This window comes from Caballeronia sp. LZ035, assembly GCF_031451175.1.
Lineage (GTDB): Bacteria > Pseudomonadota > Gammaproteobacteria > Burkholderiales > Burkholderiaceae > Caballeronia.
In genome coordinates, this window is the sequence record NZ_JARUXS010000002.1 from 1,440,752 (window position 1) to 1,457,315 (window position 16,564).

The following is a 16,564-nucleotide window of genomic DNA, read 5'->3' on the forward strand; positions in this document are numbered from 1 at the left end:
ATCGCGTAACGCATTGAGCCAGCGGCGTTTTCCGAATGGCATGGCCCTTGCAAATGATTCCTCGCTACGCGAAAGGAGTGAATCATGCCATCGACCCTGTATCCCAATTTGCGAATCGCTGTGCTCTCGGCCTTGCTCGCGGCGAGCGCCGGCTGCGCAGCACAACCCGCTGCAACGCCGACTCCGCCGCCCGTCGGGCCGGATGCGCCTCCACCGCCCGTCGCCGGAGCGCCGATGCCGCCACCGCCCCCGCTCGCCGATGCGGCTTCCGTCGCGACCACGCAAGGCACGGTCGCGCGCTTCCTGACGAATCCGGATGGCGATGTCGATGGCTTCATGACCAACGACGGCACTCTCGTGCGCTTTCCTCCGCATATGAGCGCGCAGCTGACATCGGCGGTGCGTCGCGGCGATCTCGTGCAAGTGAGCGGGTGGCGCGAGGAAGGTGGCAGCTTCGCCGCTCAGCGCATCACTGACACGCAGACTGGCCGGCAAGTGATCGACGAACCGCCGATGCGCGGCGCCCCGCCGCTGCCACGCGCCGCGCGCGGAGCGGGACTCTCGCCTTTGAGCGCGCAAGGCCAGGTGGCACACATCACGACCGCGCCGCGCGGCGAACCCGACGGCGTGATCCTCTCCGACGGCACGGTCATCAAGCTCACGCCACCCGTGGCCCAGCAGTTCGCGGCACTGGTGCGGACGGGCGCGACGGTATCGGCGCAAGGGTATGGCACGAAGAATCAATACGGCACGGCGCTACAGGCAACCGCCTTCGGCTCGCCAGGCAAGCTGACTCCGCTCTACGACCGCAACACGCCGATGCCCTGAAGCAACGCAACCACAACATAAAGGACCATGAACATGCATTGGATCGACCCCACGAGCCTTCCGGAAACCCGCGGCAAGGTCACACGCTTTCTATTGAACCCGCACGGTGAAGTCGACGGTCTCGTCGTCGGCTCGCGTCAGGTTCACGTTCCTCCGCATCTGTCGAAGCAACTCGCGCGTCACGTCGCGCTCGGTGACTCCATCCGCGTGCGCGGTGTCAAGCCTCGCAATGCCGACATGATCGCCGCTGTTTCGCTGACCACGCAAAGCGGCGTCGTGATTCTCGACGAAGGCCCGCATCACGACGGCGAGCCGCATCACAAGCCGGACGTCGAACGCAAACCAATGGATGCATCCGGCGAAGTGGTGCTGTCCCTGTTCGGTCCGAAGGGCGAATTGCGCGGGGCGCTGCTGGACGACGGTACGTCCTTGCGCATGCCGCCCCATGCCGCCACGGAACTGGCCTCTTATCTGATGCCGGGCGCGCAGGTCCACGCTTGGGGACATGGCGTGAAGAACCGGCACGGGCGCACGATCGAGGTCGATGAAATCGCCGAACTCGTCGATGCACCGCAAGCGGACTGACCAGACCGCACCTCATTCAAGGAGCATGTGCGATGTTGAGCTGGGTGCATTTCGGCGACCTTCATGCGTCGAACGACGACCGCTATGAAAGCCTCGACCATCTGAAGTCGATGATCCAGCAGGTCAATCGACACCTGGCCGGCCGTGTCGACTTCGCCTTCCTGCCGGGCGACAACGCCAATAACGGAACGCCTGAGCAGTTTCATCGCATCTTCGCCGAAGTGTCGAAGCTGAAGCTGCCGCTCCATGCGATTCCCGGCGATCACGACTACGAGCCCGGCAACCTCGACGCGTTCAACGCTTTCGCCAATGCGTCGTTGCCGATGTCGCGCGTCGTGAACGGCCATCGATGCCTCTTCCTGGATGTCATCTCGGCGGGGCGAGGCGGTCCGGATTTCAGGCTTTCGGGCGCGGACTTTTTGTGGCTCGAAGCGGAACTCGCGTCGTCCGCGCAGGACCTCGAACCGCCTGTTGTGTTCATGCACGCCTATCCGGGCGATATCGCCGACGGGCACGCACTGGCATACGCGTTTGCACGCGCCAACGTCGCGATGGTCGATACCGGCCACACGCACTACAACGAGTTGCTCAACGACGGCTGGGTGGTCTACGCAGCGACCCGTTCCACCGGGCAGATCGAGGAAGACGCGGGTCGCCCGGGGTTTTCGGTGGCGGCGGTCGACGGCGGCGTCGTGAGCTGGAAGTTTCAACCGCTGGATGCCGCGTGGCCGTTCGTCATGATTACGCGTCCGTCCGACTGGCGGCTGCATCGCAGCCGCTCGGTGCCGCGCCCAACCGGCGAGCACTGTGTGCGCGTGCTGGTGTCGGATGACGACGTCGTGTCCGTTACCGGAAGTCTGGAAGGCATTCCCATCGAGTTTGCTCCGCGCGCCGATGAAGCCGGGATCTGGCAAGCGCATCTGCCTGCTGTCACCGCAAGCTACCGGCTGCCTTTGACGGTGACTGCCCGCACGGCTGACGGACGCAGCGGCGAAGATTCCATCGCGCTTCCGGCAGCGGGGCGCACGGATCAACACATCAGGCATCACTCGGCGCTCGGCACCGATGCGCACGCTGTCGAACCCTGGCCGGAACACGGCATTGTCGGCTCGCAGCTCGGGCCCAACAAGAACGGACGCCATTGGTGAGCCATGAATCCCCGCTACGCGCTCGAAGGACTGAATTTCTTCATGGCCGATGTGCAGGCGGGCATCGGACCGTTCCTTGGCGTCTTTCTTCAGGCGCACGGCTGGCTTCCCGAGGCGATCGGCACGGTCATGACGCTGGGCGGCATTGCAGGCATGCTCGCGACTTCTCCGGCGGGTGCACTGGTCGATGCCACGCATCACAAGCGCAGCATTATTGTCATCGCGGGCGTGATGACGACGCTTGCCTCGCTCGTGCTGTGGGTATCGCACAGCTACTGGATGGTGGCGGCGTCGCAGATCTTCACTGCCGTGACGGGCGCCGCGCTCGGTCCTGCGGTGGCCGGCGTGACGCTGGGCATCGTGCGCGAGAAAGGCTTCGACCGGCAGTTCGGTCGTAATCAAGTGGCGAATCATGCGGGCAATGTCGTTGGTGCTGGGCTGTCGGGCTGGCTAGGATGGCGATATGGATTCGGTGCGGTGTTCGGGCTGGCCGGTGTGTTTGCCGTTCTGATGGTCATCGCGACGCTGCTCATTCGCCGCGATGCAATCGATCACGACAGCGCGCGGGGGCTTGGAGGCTCGAAAGCATCGCATCCCGAGGATGAGCATGCGAGCGGCTTTCGCGTCTTGCTGACGTGCCGGCCCTTGCTGCTGCTCGCCGCATCGCTCGCGATGTTCCACCTCGGCAATGCGGCAATGCTGCCGCTGTATGGCCTCGCGGTCGTCGCGGCGCATCAGGGCGATCCGAGCGCCTTCACCGCGCAGACGATCGTCGTCGCGCAACTCGTGATGGTCGTCGCGGCGTGTTTCGCGAACCGCCTCATTCAGCGAATCGGCTACTGGGGCGTGATCCTGATCACGTTCTTCGCGCTGCCGTTGCGCGGGATGGTCGCCGCGATGTTCATCACCGCGTGGGGCGTGTGGCCGGTTCAGGCGCTCGATGGCATCGGCGCGGGTTTGCAGAGCGTCGCGGTGCCCGCGCTCGTGGTGCGACTGCTGCAAGGCACGGGACGGGTGAATGTCGGGCAGGGCGTGGTCATGACGGTGCAAGGCGCGGGCGCGGCGCTGAGTCCTGCGCTGGGCGGCATGCTCGCTCAACACTTCGGCTACGCGAGTGCGTTTCTCGTGCTCGGTGGTGTATCGACGGGATCGCTCGCGCTGTGGCTTCTCTTCGGCACGACGCTGAAAAAAGCGTGCGGTCTTGGCCGCGATGTCACTCAAGACGCTCCTCTGACAACATGAATCCGATTTTTCTCTCATGGGGCATCGCGTTTGCGGCGACTGCCGGTGTGATCCTGCGGCCGTTTCGCTGGCCCGAAGCGATCTGGGCCGTGGCCGGCGCAATCATGCTCGTCATGCTCGGGCTGCTTCCTGCGCAGCTTGCCTGGCAGGCCGTTGGCAAGGGTACGGACGTTTATCTGTTTCTGATCGGCATGATGCTGCTCTCGGAACTCGGTCGTCGTGAAGGCTTGTTCGACTGGGTGGCGGTGCATGCCGTCAATTACGCAAAGGGATCGCCGCGCAAGCTCTTCCTGCTGGTGTATCTCGTGGGCGTGGTGGTGACGACGTTTCTGTCGAACGACGCAGCCGCCGTGGTTCTCACGCCTGCGGTGTTCGCTGCCGCCAAGAAAGCGCATACGAGGCCGCTTCCCTTGTTATACGTATGCGCGTTCATCGCCAATGCGGCGAGCTTTGTCCTGCCGATCTCCAATCCTGCGAATCTCGTGCTCTATGCGAATCACACGCCGGCGCTTGGGTTGTGGGTTGCGCGTTTTGCGTTGCCTTCGGTGCTGTCGATCGTTGCTACGTTCGTTATGCTGCGCTGGACCCAGCGCGCGAATCTGAGTGGTGCATGCGAACGCGATCTACCGGTTGAACCGCTCAGCGCGAACGGCAAACTGACGCTGGCAAGCATGGGTGTGACGGCGATTGCGCTTCTGGTCGTTTCCGCGTTCGATCTGCAACTCGGTCTGCCTACTGCCGTTCTTGGCATTCTCACGGCGATGGTCGTGTTGATCAAGGAACGCCAGTCACCCGTCGAACTTGTCAGCGACATATCGTGGAGCGTGTTGCCGCTCGTCGCAGGGCTTTTCGTACTGGTCGAGGTGCTCGATCATACGGGCGTCGTACGCGAGCTATCAGCGCTTCTTGGAGAGGCAAGCCAGCGGAATCAGCCGATGGCCGCGGCGGTATCGGGGCTTGTCATCGCGTTTGGAAGCAACGCGATCAACAACTTGCCGGCAGGACTCATCGCGAGCGCAACGGCCTTGCAGGCACACAGTCCGGAGCGCGTCATCGATGCTCTGCTGATCGGCGTCGACCTCGGACCGAATCTTTCGATCACCGGCTCGCTCGCGACAATCCTTTGGCTGTCGTCGATTCGACGGGAAGGCGAGGAAGTGAGCTTCATGCAGTTCCTGAAGGTCGGGTTTGTTGTCATGGTTCCGGCGCTTGTTCTGGCGCTTGGATGTCGGCTTTTGTTTGCGCATTGACCTTTTCATTGCCTACGGAGACATGGAACATGAGCAGCGCGTGGATTTATCCCTTCATCATCCTCGGCGGCATTCTTCAGGCTGCAGGCGCTCCGATCAATGGGCAACTCAAAGGCGCGTTGGTCAATCCGTGGCTCGCGTCGAGCGTGTCGTTTCTGCTCGTGACGTTTCTGGCGATTGCACTGTTCTGGATTCAGCCGATGCCATTGCCCACGCTGGATGATCTCCGCAGCATGAAGTGGTGGGCGCCGCTCGGCGGGATCGTGGGGGCGGTGGCGGTGTTCGCCGGGTTGACGCTGGTGCAGAAGGTGGGGGTTGGGACGCTCAACGGGTTGACGATCTGCGCGAACCTCGTGGCGTCGGTGGCGATCGATCATTTTGGGTTGATCGGGGTCGCGGAGCATCCGTTGGGGTGGATGCGGGCCGTGGGGACGGGGTTGATGGTGGTGGGGGTGGGGATGGTTATGCGGTTTTGAGGGGGGTGAGGATGGCGCTTTTGGGAACGGGCGGCGCGCTTGTTTCATCGATTGAGGTGTCGCGCTGCCGAGGCCTCGGACTTGGCTTTTAATCTGCGTGACGCCGCCGCTTGGCGCGTAATAAGGTCGCCTGGTAGTCGAACGCCCATATCGCGGCGATGTTTGAAGAAACAGATTGGGGCGCGTTTGTCCTGTGTCATGGGGCGGCGGGGGTCGGCCATGAAGGGGCATTCGTTCGAACTGTCGCGGAGACATTCCAACGTCAGTTTAACTCAGGAACCTACCGCTCGCATGGCAACGCGATTGATCGAAAAGGCCGTCCAGTTCCGTCACCAGTGCGAACGCGCCCATGTCGCCTTCGCCCGTGAATAGAACGGCTCTACGCATCAGGTTTGCAGAATTAATCATCTAAGCAATAAAGAACTAGATTGGATTGATTTTTTCTAACAACTTGAAAAATATCGAAGTACAACGAATACTTATTCGAACAATTCGCGCCGCGGCGATTGATTGGTCTGGGAGCTAAGCTGTGAACAATCGAGCACCTTTGCTGCCACCCGCTCAGCCGAGCGATCTATACCGCTTTCCTGTCGATCCGACAAATTCAGACGCGGACGGCGAAGATGTTGTCGCCGGCTTCTTCCGGCGACAGATTGAAGATCTGCTCAGTATCGTTTGTCTCACAAAAGATGGCGTTCCGGTCGATGTTGACGCATTTGTTTTCCAAAAGGACCGCTATTCAAACGACGCGCTAGCAATAAGGTTATTTGACCCGCCACGCCTTCGTCCCGATGTTCGATCGACATCTGACACCAATAAGAATCAAGCTCGCTCGACCGGCGGACAGGAACGACCTCAATCATTTTACGATCTCGACGTTTTAAGGCGGACAGAGCCGAGGATAGAGTATTTGGCCAACGCACTAGGTGCCCTCAACACATTGGTCAGGGTCGACGTTCGCGATGGCAAAATCGTCGAATTTTCATTGAACGATGAGTCTCACTGGATCGCGCCAAGTCAGGGAGACCCTAATGAGGTCCTTGGTGCGCTAACTCGCGCTTGCAATGCAAGATGTGAGTTTTGCTATGTTTTCGGTAATCCGTCCAATACCACGATCAAATTGAACCGGCGCGACAATGCTGGAAGCACGGCCGAGGCGTTACGCCGGCTGAGTTACTTCTCAAATGGGAAGATGCTACCGCAGCCAACGTACGATCTCGAAGAAATCATGATCCATCCGGCGTTTCGAGAAATTGCCACGGGAATCCGAAAGTCAACGTCGACACCCATGTCGATAACCACGAATGGATACGCGCTCACTGAAGATTGTGTAGTTTTCTTGAAAAGTTTGGAGCCGATTGAAATATCCCTTTCGCTAAATGCAGTTAGCCCAGATGTGAGGAAACGGTTGATGGCAGGGCGCCATATGAAGGCTTAGAAGCGCTACCAATCCTCGCGAAACATGCCGTCAAGACCGCCGTCACCATCGTGGCATGGCCGTCTGTCTCTTTAGATGAAATCATTCGTACCATCAGATTTGCGGATACTTTTCACGCACGCGCGATAAACGTAATCCTAGGAGGATATACACGGTTCTTTCCGAACCCGCCGTCGTTTTCGGTCTTTGAATATTGGAGGCAGGTAATAGATAGCTTGGTTCCACTGAGAAGGCAACTGCGTACCCCGTTGCTACTTCAGCCCCGTTTGTTCGAGGAACAAGTCACACAGACCGAGTTGGGGGCCGCGAAAATTACTGGCGTCATCCCGAACTCTCCTGCGTGGTTGGCGGGAATTGAAGTCGATGACGTAATTGAGCGCGTCAACGGTCGTCGAGTACTGTCGCGTCCACAATGCGAATCTCTATTAGCGCTCTGCAGAGAATCAGAACCGTGTGAAGTAAGTTTGCAACTGCGCCGAGGTGATGACCGGATTGAAATTTCTATATCGGAATCACACTGTGAGCTTCGCGATGATTACATATATGGATTTCCATACAACGACAGATTTGGGATCTATTTGATCGCGGGTTCTATACCGGCCGCTGCGCTCGATCAGATATTCAAATACATTGAATTTTACCGGGCGAGAAAAATAATATTGATTACTTCCCACGTTGTGGCTCCTTTGCTAGCGAAACTGCTAGAAGATTATAGATTTCGGTTGGAATGCCACGAAGTTTCGATTGATTTAATTATTCCAGAAAATCGTTTCTATGGTGGCAATATCGTGCTTGGCGATCTTTTTGTAGTCGAAGATATTGCCAGTGCAATTCAACGTCATTTAAAAGACGCGAATGAGACCCCGGAGTTGGTCCTCGTTCCATCGGCGAGCTTCAATTACGGCGGGTGGTGGCGAGATATAAAGGGACAGCCGTTTTTGTTCCTGCAAAAGATGTTCAATTTTCCAGTTCACCCGGTTGTCGCAAGCTATTTCGAATAAAGGACGGCATCGTGAAAGTAAATCTGAAGGCATTGTCGGATCCGGAGTTCATGAAAAGTAAAATGCAATTTCTGGTGATAACGCGCTGGCCTACGTTATCTGCCCCCACCGACTATAAAGAGCAACTCCATCACTTAAGGCGCGCGTACGACGCTCTTCGATATATGGAGGGACAGTTCAATCAAGGCACTATCTTGATGGCACATAAAGAAGTAGCAAGACCCGCAATGCATTTTATCGTCGCGGTTGATAACCATACCCAGCTTGACGAATTTATTAAATTGAATCCCGCGCACGACCGGTATGCGGAGCGAGAAGTGATACCTATGGTCGATTTCGAAAGTGGCCATGAGGTGTTCGAAAAAATGATTACAAATATCGAGGCACTTGCGCAAGAAGAGGAGCAGGCCAAGAAAACGCCACGGGGTCATCGACCATTTCCATGGGACAAGCCATAAATAAGATACTGGAGTGAGGTGATGCGTCGTTCGGACCGTATTGCAATTTCCGGCATTGGGGTGGTCGGACCGGGATTTGGAAACGTTGCCGAAATGGATACGTTTTTGAGTCAAGGGCGTACAGCCTGCCGTTCGATAGAAAGATTCTCAACAGAATGTTTTAAGTCGCGATATGCATTTCAAGTGGCTGAAACGGACGTCGCAAGTGATAGTGACATTTTGGATGTGCGACTTCCTCGTCTAGCCATATATGGGAGGCAAGCGCTTGTTGAAGCCCTGCAACGTGCTTGTCTGAACCCAGCGATTGACCTGAGGGAATGCGTGCTTGTCTTCGGGACTGCAGTCGCCGGTTCATGGGAAATGGAGTCCGCATATGGATCGCTCGCGAAGTTCTCGACAGCATCGATCTCAAGAATAGGGGCTGGCGATGCGGTGAGTTTTTCCAATCCAGCAAGGTCAGTGTTTCGTGAAATCTCCAACAGGGAGCCAGTAATTGTCTCGACTGGCTGTACGGCGGGACTTGATGCTCTTGGTTACGCCCTCGAAGTAGTGCGAGACGGCGCGAATTGTGCAATCGTTGTCGCTGCGGAAGCACCCATTACTCCGATGGTTCTCGCGTGCTTTGAACAAATCGGTGCGCTCACGAAGGAAGTGCGTCAACAGCAGTTGGCTTCCCGGCCGTTCAGTCCTGATCGGAGCGGGTTCTGTCTCGGGGAAGGAGCAGCCTGCGTTGTGCTTGAACGACAAGACAGGGTGGCCGCGAGGCGCGTAAAGCCTCTCGCATTTATGCGCGGATTCGCTAGCTGCAGCAGCGCGTACCATATGACTGCCATTCACGAAAGTGGAAAGTCGATTCTTGCCTCTTTGAATGCGGCGATTGCTGATGCGACCGTGGATAGTTCGCAAATTGACCTTATATCACCTCACGCCACGTCCACTCCTCAAAATGATCGTGCTGAGCATTCGGCACTACAGGCCCTTTTTGGATCCAGGCTTTCGCGGCTGCCAGTGTTTGCCGGAAAGGCCTCCTTCGGTCATGCTTTGGGTGCATCAAATCTAATTGAGACGGTGGCGGTAATTCGAATGCTATCAGAAGGAAAGGTATTTCCATATCCAAATCGATACCTTTCCCGCATTGAATTCGATGACATCTTTCTTCCTGATCAAATTTTTAACAAACGTATTCGCTTTGCTATAAAGAACTCTAGTGGTTTTTCCGGAATTCATTCTGCAGCTATTTTTGAGAGTTCGTGATGTATATCGCCGACTTCGAACTCAACCTGCAAAGTGGAACATGTGGTCCTCGTAAGAAGGAGGACCCATTTTCTTTTCTTGCTCGTGAAGCATTCGAAAAGATAAGGCAGCGAGGGACGGTGGAACAAGAAGCTGAGATGGCAATTCTGTTTGCTAACTGCTTTGGAGGTTGGACTTTTGGCGAACCGCAACTCCAAAAACTTGCCGAGCACGGTCCTGGTGGAATAAGTGCCTTCCAAGCAATTGCATGGTTCCCTGCCGCTGCGCAAGGCCAGGTGACGATAGAAAACAATTTGCGGACCGCAGCTCTCACCTTCAGCTCAGAGGGGGTGGCGTTCCTCCACGCGCTACAACTCGCTGAAATTTGGCTCGAACGAGGAAAGTATTTAACAGTCTTCGCGGGGGCATCTGAAAGCTGTGGGAGTCCTTTCCTTCGTGACGCGTTGGGTTTAATCGATCCCCGCGATGCCGCTTTGTGGATGCGCTTATCGAAATCAGGTCGATATAAAGTGACCATCGAGCAAATGTCAGAGTTCAATCTGGAAGACGGCACAGCAGTACACGTTAATTTGCCTGAATTTCAAGGGACCCCGGTAAGGGGAGCGTGCGCGCTTCCAATGATTATGTTGGCCGCTTTGTCTAATCAACCTTCCGCCTACGTTCTTGACATGCGATTCGCAGTTGTTGCAGCGAAAGATGTAATCACAATCTATGCATGACTCATATCGGTGAATATCGTGCCAATACGGATCGATCGAGCTATAGAGATCAACGTTCCTCTGGATTACGCCTTTCAGGTTTCAAACGATTTGCGGCAATGGCCTCTAATTATGTCCGAATATAGAAAGGTTAGCATTTTGCGAACGGAAGGCCGAAAAATTTGGTTCAAGATAAGTCATACATCCGGTCAAGAATGGATTTCTTGGCGGGTCATTGTTCCCGAGGTTCCTTTCGCATACGCTGAACGCTTCGATCCGCTAACTCCGTTTGAGTACATGCATATCCTATGGACGTACCATCGGTCGAGCCTCGGTACGCGAATGAGTTGGAGCATGCAATGTGTCGTAGAGGATGCGGGCAGAGAGGAAGAGATACAAACGTATCTGGAATCTCATACTGCTGAAAATCAGCAGAAAATGAAGGAGTATTTGGAGGAAAGTTGGAAGCTTCCCCGGGAGGTACATTCAGATGACTAACGTAAAGGTTCAGTCAATTTATTTAATTGTTGGCGACTTCGGTGCATCGGTCAGATTCTACAGAACATTACTTGGGCGGAAAGAGACAGTCGTGATGGATTGGGGGCCGCCCGGCCATCAAGGAGCATTTTTTGAAATCGATGGCGGAATAACGTTTATAGTGTCATTCGAAGGGCAACACCCTGCCTTAGCCGGCCGACAGCGCATGTGGTTCGAGCTTGAACGTGACGATCCAGCTGCGATCGAAAATGACTTGCGTAGCGAAGGATTTCAATGCGCACGAGGAGTTCACACCACCGAGGCTGGATCAAGAGCGATTACAGCACTCGACCCGGACGGCAATGAAGTTAGGATTGGAACACGATGGTCGTTGCCGTGACTTACGAGATTCGAAGTATAGGGGCGATATTCATTAGCCTCAGGGATCGACAGTTATCTATTTCAAGATTGAGCCGGAAGAGGGGAAGCGAAATCTTCAGTGAGGTACTAACAGGTCGAAGCGGTAATCAACGGACACGGACGATGGCGCAGAGTTCATAATTTTCTGTCGCCAATCGCGTGGGTTTGTTGGACGTGCCGTTAATATGGTTCGACTGTGACGCTTCCTATTTTATCTAAGGTAGGATGCTCTGCTAAGCGCCTGTTTAACGTGCAGATCATTTCGTTTTGGCAAGCTAGTCCACCCCTGTTCATGTTCAGGTACCAATAAGGATACATCTGGAGTCGGGGAGCACATTTTGCCCGTCGTGCATCGGGAAAGTCCGGATGTGCAGGTGGCCGTCAATATACGAGAGCGGTCATTGGCGTCAACGCAATTTAAATGACGGCAATGGGTCGTCTCCCGCCTCTCACGCAAACCGCGATAGATCTGCTTGCCCGCAATGGGTCACGCGCTGACGACCTACGGACTGACCTCTACCTCCTACAAGCGGACCCAGCCCTCCGAATTGGTCCTGAAATGTCAGCCGCTCGCAAACACCCAATCTTCGAACTGTCGTTCTTTACGCATCGCGCGACGCAAGAAATCACCTGTAGATTGGCCTCCCGCGCCTTTTTCCACCCTGAGAATGCAAGCAGACGGGCATTAGCGACTTTCATGCTCAATGGCACGGCCCATGCAAAACACCAACCGGCGCCATCCCCGCCACTCACTCTACTTTTGCTTGGAGACCCATCATGCCTACGCTGACCATCACCGACCTGCCGCGCACCGACGCTCTGTCTCACGCCACGATGTCTTCGATTCGCGGCGGCATAGCCACGATCACCCTTCCGCCGAACGGCAACCCCGGCCCGCTACCGCCCTCCATTCCGAAGTCCTGGCCGGGCGTTGCTGAACTTCTGAAGGAGTGGAACATTCCGGTGACGTGGCCGGGCCAACCTGCTCCTCAGTCACAGGACCCGCGTCTGCAGTGAACCCAGGCCTCGAACCCGCATCCGCCGCTCTCCGCGACGGATGCGCCATTAAAAACAAAACCTATCTTCCAGAAGATAGCGTCATATAGTTTATTTATTCATCCGACCTGTCTAAACTTCGCGCCAAAGAAGCGAACGCCGGATCGGGGAAAGCAATAAAGCATCAAAGCATGAATAACCGTTCGCTCTTGCCACATACATTCCTGTCCGCCCGCCATACCGCGAAGCCATAACAGTCGATCACGACGCTTCGCTGCATCGGGCGCGTCCCCGCTCCGCCTTGACGTGGGGCTGCTTCCATTACAGAAGCGGCCGGCCACGCACGCATCCTCCCCCCACAGACGACAAAGACGAGAAAGAGCATGTCGAACGACAAAGAGCCGCGCCGTCGCTTCCTGCGGCAGGTGTTGGCCATCGTGCCCGCGGCCACCGTGGTCCCGGGCGCGGCGCTCACGCAGAGCGCCTGCAGCAGCAACGCCACGCCGCCCGCCACGCCCGTCGCGAGCGCCAAGGCCTACGCCCCCACCTACTTCACCGATGCCGAATGGGCCTTCATCCAGGCCGCCATCGATCGCCTGATCCCGGCTGACGATCACGGTCCCGGCGCGCTCGCGGCCAACGTGCACGAGTACATCGACCGGCAGATGGAAACGCCCTATGGCCACGGCAAGCTGTGGTACATGCAGGGCCCGTTCCATCCGGAACAGCCGCCCGAGATGGGCTATCAGATGAACCTCGCGCCGCGCGATCTCTATCGCCACGGCATCAAGTCCTGCGACGACCACTGCATGAAGCAGTACAGCGGCAAGACCTTCGCGCAACTCGACCACAAGACCCAGGAAACGGTCCTCGGCGAGATGGAGCACGCGAAGATCGAATTCGACGTCGTGCCCGCGCGCACCTTCTTCTCCTACCTCCTTGGCAACACCAAGGAAGGCTTCCTGGCCGATCCCATCTACGGCGGCAACAAGGACATGGTGGGCTGGAAGATGGTCGGCTTCCCGGGTGCCCGGGCAGATTTCATGGACTGGATCGATCAGCCGGGCGTGAAGTATCCGTACGGCCCGGTATCGATCGACGGCAGGCGGGGGTAAGCAGGTGGCAATCAAGAAAGACAAGGTCGATTGCGTGATCGTCGGGTTCGGCTGGACCGGCGCAATTCTCGGCCAGGAACTGACCGATGCAGGTCTCAACGTACTCGCACTCGAACGCGGTGCAATGCGCGATACACCAACGGACGCCAACTATCCGAAGGTCATCGACGAACTCAAGTACGCCGTGCGCGGCGAACTGTTCCAGGACCTCTCGGGCGAAACCGTGACCATCCGTCATGGCGTCGACGATCTGGCCACGCCGTATCGTCAGAACGGTTCGTTCCTGCTGGGCAATGGCGTCGGCGGCGCGGGCTTCCACTGGAACGGCATGCACTACCGCATGCTTCCCGAAGAGCTGCAACTGCGCACGCGCTATGAAGAGCGCTACGGCAAGAAGTTCATCCCCGAAGGCATGCAGGTGCAGGACTTCGGCGTGACCTACGACGAGATGGAGCCGTTCTTCGACTTCGCGGAGAAGGTCTTCGGCACGTCCGGCAAGGCAGGCAATCTCAATGGCCAGATCCAGGCCGGCGGCAATGCCCTCGAAGGCAAGCGCACCTCCGAATTCCCCACGCCGCCGCTGAAAAACAGCCTCGGCGCACAGCTGTTCGAAAAGGCCGCGCGCGAAGTGGGCTTCCATCCGTATCCGGCGCCCGCCGCGAATACCTCGCAGCCGTACACGAACCCGTATGGCGTGCGCCTCGGACCGTGCAATTTCTGCGGCTTCTGCGAAGACTTCGGCTGCTACATGTATTCGAAGGCCTCGCCGCAGACCACCATCCTGCCGGTGCTGCTCAAGAAGCCAAACTTCGAATTGCGCACGCGCTCGCACGTCACCAAGGTGCTGCTCGCACCGGACGGCAAGACCGCAACCGGCGTGCAGTACATCGACGCCCAAGGCCGTGAAGTCGAACAACCCGCCGACATGGTCATCATCGCGGCGTTCCAGATGCACAACGTGCGTCTTCTGCTGTTGTCGGGCATCGGCAAGCCGTACGATCCGCGCACCGGCACAGGGACGGTCGGCCGCAACTACGCGTATCAGATGAACGGCGGCATCAACGTGCTGCTGCCCAAGGGCACGCAGCTCAATCCGTTCATCGGCACGGGCGCGGGCGGCGTCGGCATGGACGACCTGAACGGCGATCAGTTCGATCACGGCCCGCTCGGCTTCGTCGGCGGCGCGAGCGTACGGCATATCCGCTACGGCGGCCGTCCGATCAAGCAGACGCCCACCATTCCGGGCACGCCTAACTGGGGCAGCGGCTGGAAAGCGGGCGTCACCGATGCCTATCAGCGCCACATGACCATCGGCATCTCGGGTTCGGTGATGCCGTATCGCGACGCCTATCTCGACCTCGATCCCACCTACCGCGACAAGTACGGCCAGCCGCTGCTGCGCATGACCTTCGACTGGCACGACAACGAATACGCGATGCTGGATCACATCGGCACACGCATGGAAGACGTGGCCAAGGCGATGAATCCGGAGAAGTACTTCCGCGCGATCCGCAAGAAGGGGCAGCACTACGACACGCGCGTCTATCAGTCGACGCACACGACGGGCGGCGCCGTGATGGGTTCGTCGCCGGAAACGAGCGTCGTCAACAAGTACCTGCAAAGCTGGGACGTGCCGAACGTGTTCGTGATGGGCGCCTCCGCGTTCCCGCAGAACATGGGCTACAACCCGACGGGCATCGTGGCCGCGCTCGCGTATCACTCGGCGAAGGCGATCCGCGAGCAATACCTGAAGAACCCTGGCGCTCCGCTGGTTCAAGCTTGAGGAAACAGCGATGACGAAGAAACAACTCACGATGACCGCGCTGTCGTCGGCAATCGTCGCGGGCGCTGCATGGGCCGCGCTCGCGTTCGCGCAGCAACCGGCCTCCGCGCCGCGCGTCGAAACGAAAGTCGCGCAGCCGCAGGCGCAAGCATTGAGCGACGCCGACCGCGCATTGATCGAGAAGGGCCGCTATCTCGCCGCAGCGGCGGACTGCGTGGCCTGTCACACGGCCAAGGGCGGCAAGCCGTTCGCGGGTGGACTCGGCATCGATTCGCCGATCGGCCGCATCTACTCGACCAACATCACGCCCGACAAGCAAGCCGGCATCGGCGACTACTCCTTCGAGGACTTCGACAACGCCGTGCGCCATGGCGTCGCGAAGAACGGTTCATCGCTCTATCCGGCGATGCCCTACGTCTCCTACGCGAAGGTCAAGCCGTCGGACGTGAAGGCGCTCTATGCGTACTTCATGCAAGGCGTGCAGCCGGTGAATCAGGCGAATCGCGCAGAGGACATCGTCTGGCCGCTGTCGATGCGCTGGCCGCTGCGTTTCTGGCGCATGGCCTTCGCGCCGGACGTGGTCGTCGACGATACGCCCGTGCCCGCCGATCCGGTGGCGCGCGGTCGCTATCTCGTCGAAGGTCTCGCGCATTGCAGCGCATGCCATACGCCGCGCGGCGTCGGCTTGCAGGAGAAGGCGCTGACCGACGACGGCCACACCTTCCTGTCGGGCGGCGTGATCGACGGCTATCTCGCGAAGAACCTGCGCGGCGACAAGAAGGATGGTCTCGCGAGCTGGAGCGAAGCGGACATCGTCGCGTTCCTGAAGAGCGGGCGCACCGCGCATACGGCGGCGTTCGGCGGCATGGCTGAAGTGGTCGAAAACAGCACGCAGCATATGAGCGATGCCGATCTCGGCGCGATCGCCGCGTACCTGAAGACGCTCGCGCCCGTGGATGCGTCATCGCAGCCGCTGACCGCCAACGCCGATGCCGCGAACGCATTGCGTGCGGGCACGGATCGCGGCAATGGCGCGCTGACTTTCGTCGACAACTGCGCGGCGTGCCATCGCACGAGCGGCAGCGGTTATGACGCGACGTTCCCGACGCTCGCGCTCTCGACCGTAGTCAACTCCGACGATCCCGCCTCGCTGATTCACATCGTGCTTCAGGGCGGCGCGATGCCGTGGACCAAGGCGGCCCCGACGCATTACGCAATGCCCGGTTTCGCCGAACGTCTCACCGACCGCGATATCGCCGACGTGCTGACTTTCGTGCGCACGAGTTGGGGCAATCACGCACCGGCGGTTTCGGTGGAACAGGTTGCGAAGGAACGCAAGGCAATCCACGCTTCGGCTCAACCGACGCGCGCTGAAAACCAGTAAAGCAACACAGC

General features: G+C 58.2%; 17 protein-coding genes. All 17 read left to right on the plus strand.

Annotation, left to right across the window (positions count from 1 at the left end; genetic code table 11):
• Window positions 1–84 precede the first annotated feature (84 nt).
• On the plus strand, window positions 85–828 hold the full coding sequence (locus tag QCE88_RS22200) for a hypothetical protein (protein WP_309906146.1): 744 nt from the start codon (window positions 85–87) through the stop codon (window positions 826–828).
• A 33-nt stretch (window positions 829–861) separates the two neighbouring features.
• Window positions 862–1,413, plus strand: a complete 552-nt coding sequence (locus tag QCE88_RS22205; RefSeq protein ID WP_309906148.1) for a hypothetical protein — start codon at window positions 862–864, stop codon at window positions 1,411–1,413.
• A 32-nt stretch (window positions 1,414–1,445) separates the two neighbouring features.
• On the plus strand, window positions 1,446–2,561 hold the full coding sequence (locus QCE88_RS22210; protein ID WP_309906150.1) for a metallophosphoesterase: 1,116 nt from the start codon (window positions 1,446–1,448) through the stop codon (window positions 2,559–2,561).
• A gap of 3 nt (window positions 2,562–2,564) precedes the next feature.
• The gene (locus QCE88_RS22215) at window positions 2,565–3,803 is read left to right on the plus strand and encodes an MFS transporter (protein WP_309906152.1); all 1,239 of its coding nucleotides are present in this window, start codon (window positions 2,565–2,567) and stop codon (window positions 3,801–3,803) included.
• Window positions 3,800–5,053 carry an arsenic transporter gene (locus QCE88_RS22220; protein WP_309906154.1) on the plus strand — a complete coding sequence of 418 codons (1,254 nt, stop codon included), beginning with the start codon at window positions 3,800–3,802 and terminating at the stop codon, window positions 5,051–5,053. Before QCE88_RS22215 ends, QCE88_RS22220 begins: the two co-directional genes overlap by 4 nt.
• Window positions 5,054–5,082: 29 nt before the next feature.
• Complete coding sequence (locus QCE88_RS22225; RefSeq protein WP_309906156.1) at window positions 5,083–5,529, plus strand: DMT family transporter; 447 nt, start codon at window positions 5,083–5,085, stop codon at window positions 5,527–5,529.
• A 529-nt stretch (window positions 5,530–6,058) separates the two neighbouring features.
• Window positions 6,059–6,967 (plus strand): radical SAM protein, encoded by a 909-nt coding sequence (locus tag QCE88_RS22230; RefSeq protein WP_309906158.1) that lies wholly within the window; start codon window positions 6,059–6,061, stop codon window positions 6,965–6,967.
• Between the two features lie 215 nt (window positions 6,968–7,182).
• Complete coding sequence (locus QCE88_RS22235) at window positions 7,183–7,968, plus strand: PDZ domain-containing protein (RefSeq protein WP_309906159.1); 786 nt, start codon at window positions 7,183–7,185, stop codon at window positions 7,966–7,968.
• Window positions 7,969–7,979: 11 nt separating this feature from the next.
• On the plus strand, window positions 7,980–8,426 hold the full coding sequence (locus tag QCE88_RS22240; protein ID WP_309906162.1) for a hypothetical protein: 447 nt from the start codon (window positions 7,980–7,982) through the stop codon (window positions 8,424–8,426).
• Between the two features lie 21 nt (window positions 8,427–8,447).
• Window positions 8,448–9,680, plus strand: coding sequence for a beta-ketoacyl-[acyl-carrier-protein] synthase family protein (locus QCE88_RS22245; RefSeq protein WP_309906163.1), 1,233 nt, complete (start codon window positions 8,448–8,450; stop codon window positions 9,678–9,680).
• Window positions 9,680–10,399: a hypothetical protein gene (locus QCE88_RS22250; RefSeq protein WP_309906165.1), complete on the plus strand. Its 720-nt coding sequence runs from the start codon at window positions 9,680–9,682 to the stop codon at window positions 10,397–10,399. The genes QCE88_RS22245 and QCE88_RS22250 overlap by 1 nt, the downstream gene beginning before the upstream one ends.
• 18 nt (window positions 10,400–10,417) lie before the next feature.
• Complete coding sequence (locus tag QCE88_RS42085; protein WP_409018197.1) at window positions 10,418–10,876, plus strand: SRPBCC family protein; 459 nt, start codon at window positions 10,418–10,420, stop codon at window positions 10,874–10,876.
• The gene (locus QCE88_RS22255; RefSeq protein WP_309906167.1) at window positions 10,869–11,255 is read left to right on the plus strand and encodes a VOC family protein; all 387 of its coding nucleotides are present in this window, start codon (window positions 10,869–10,871) and stop codon (window positions 11,253–11,255) included. The genes QCE88_RS42085 and QCE88_RS22255 overlap by 8 nt, the downstream gene beginning before the upstream one ends.
• A gap of 797 nt (window positions 11,256–12,052) precedes the next feature.
• Complete coding sequence (locus QCE88_RS22260) at window positions 12,053–12,292, plus strand: hypothetical protein (protein WP_309906169.1); 240 nt, start codon at window positions 12,053–12,055, stop codon at window positions 12,290–12,292.
• Between the two features lie 362 nt (window positions 12,293–12,654).
• Window positions 12,655–13,386: a gluconate 2-dehydrogenase subunit 3 family protein gene (locus QCE88_RS22265; protein WP_309906171.1), complete on the plus strand. Its 732-nt coding sequence runs from the start codon at window positions 12,655–12,657 to the stop codon at window positions 13,384–13,386.
• Window positions 13,387–13,390: 4 nt separating this feature from the next.
• Window positions 13,391–15,169, plus strand: a complete 1,779-nt coding sequence (locus tag QCE88_RS22270) for a GMC family oxidoreductase (protein WP_309906172.1) — start codon at window positions 13,391–13,393, stop codon at window positions 15,167–15,169.
• A gap of 10 nt (window positions 15,170–15,179) precedes the next feature.
• Window positions 15,180–16,553 (plus strand): cytochrome c, encoded by a 1,374-nt coding sequence (locus QCE88_RS22275; RefSeq protein ID WP_309906174.1) that lies wholly within the window; start codon window positions 15,180–15,182, stop codon window positions 16,551–16,553.
• Window positions 16,554–16,564 lie beyond the last annotated feature (11 nt).

Bases quoted from the DNA above. Each gene is read 5' to 3' on its own strand.
- QCE88_RS22210 (WP_309906150.1), top strand. From the start codon at position 1,446: ATGTTGAGCTGGGTGCATTTCGGCGACCTTCATGCGTCGAACGACGAC.
- QCE88_RS22250 (WP_309906165.1), top strand. From the start codon at position 9,680: ATGTATATCGCCGACTTCGAACTCAACCTGCAAAGTGGAACATGTGGT.
- QCE88_RS22220 (WP_309906154.1), top strand. From the start codon at position 3,800: ATGAATCCGATTTTTCTCTCATGGGGCATCGCGTTTGCGGCGACTGCC.
- QCE88_RS22260 (WP_309906169.1), top strand. From the start codon at position 12,053: ATGCCTACGCTGACCATCACCGACCTGCCGCGCACCGACGCTCTGTCT.
- QCE88_RS22245 (WP_309906163.1), top strand. From the start codon at position 8,448: ATGCGTCGTTCGGACCGTATTGCAATTTCCGGCATTGGGGTGGTCGGA.
- QCE88_RS22225 (WP_309906156.1), top strand. From the start codon at position 5,083: ATGAGCAGCGCGTGGATTTATCCCTTCATCATCCTCGGCGGCATTCTT.
- QCE88_RS22275 (WP_309906174.1), top strand. From the start codon at position 15,180: ATGACGAAGAAACAACTCACGATGACCGCGCTGTCGTCGGCAATCGTC.
- QCE88_RS22265 (WP_309906171.1), top strand. From the start codon at position 12,655: ATGTCGAACGACAAAGAGCCGCGCCGTCGCTTCCTGCGGCAGGTGTTG.
- QCE88_RS22200 (WP_309906146.1), top strand. From the start codon at position 85: ATGCCATCGACCCTGTATCCCAATTTGCGAATCGCTGTGCTCTCGGCC.
- QCE88_RS22255 (WP_309906167.1), top strand. From the start codon at position 10,869: ATGACTAACGTAAAGGTTCAGTCAATTTATTTAATTGTTGGCGACTTC.
- QCE88_RS22205 (WP_309906148.1), top strand. From the start codon at position 862: ATGCATTGGATCGACCCCACGAGCCTTCCGGAAACCCGCGGCAAGGTC.
- QCE88_RS22215 (WP_309906152.1), top strand. From the start codon at position 2,565: ATGAATCCCCGCTACGCGCTCGAAGGACTGAATTTCTTCATGGCCGAT.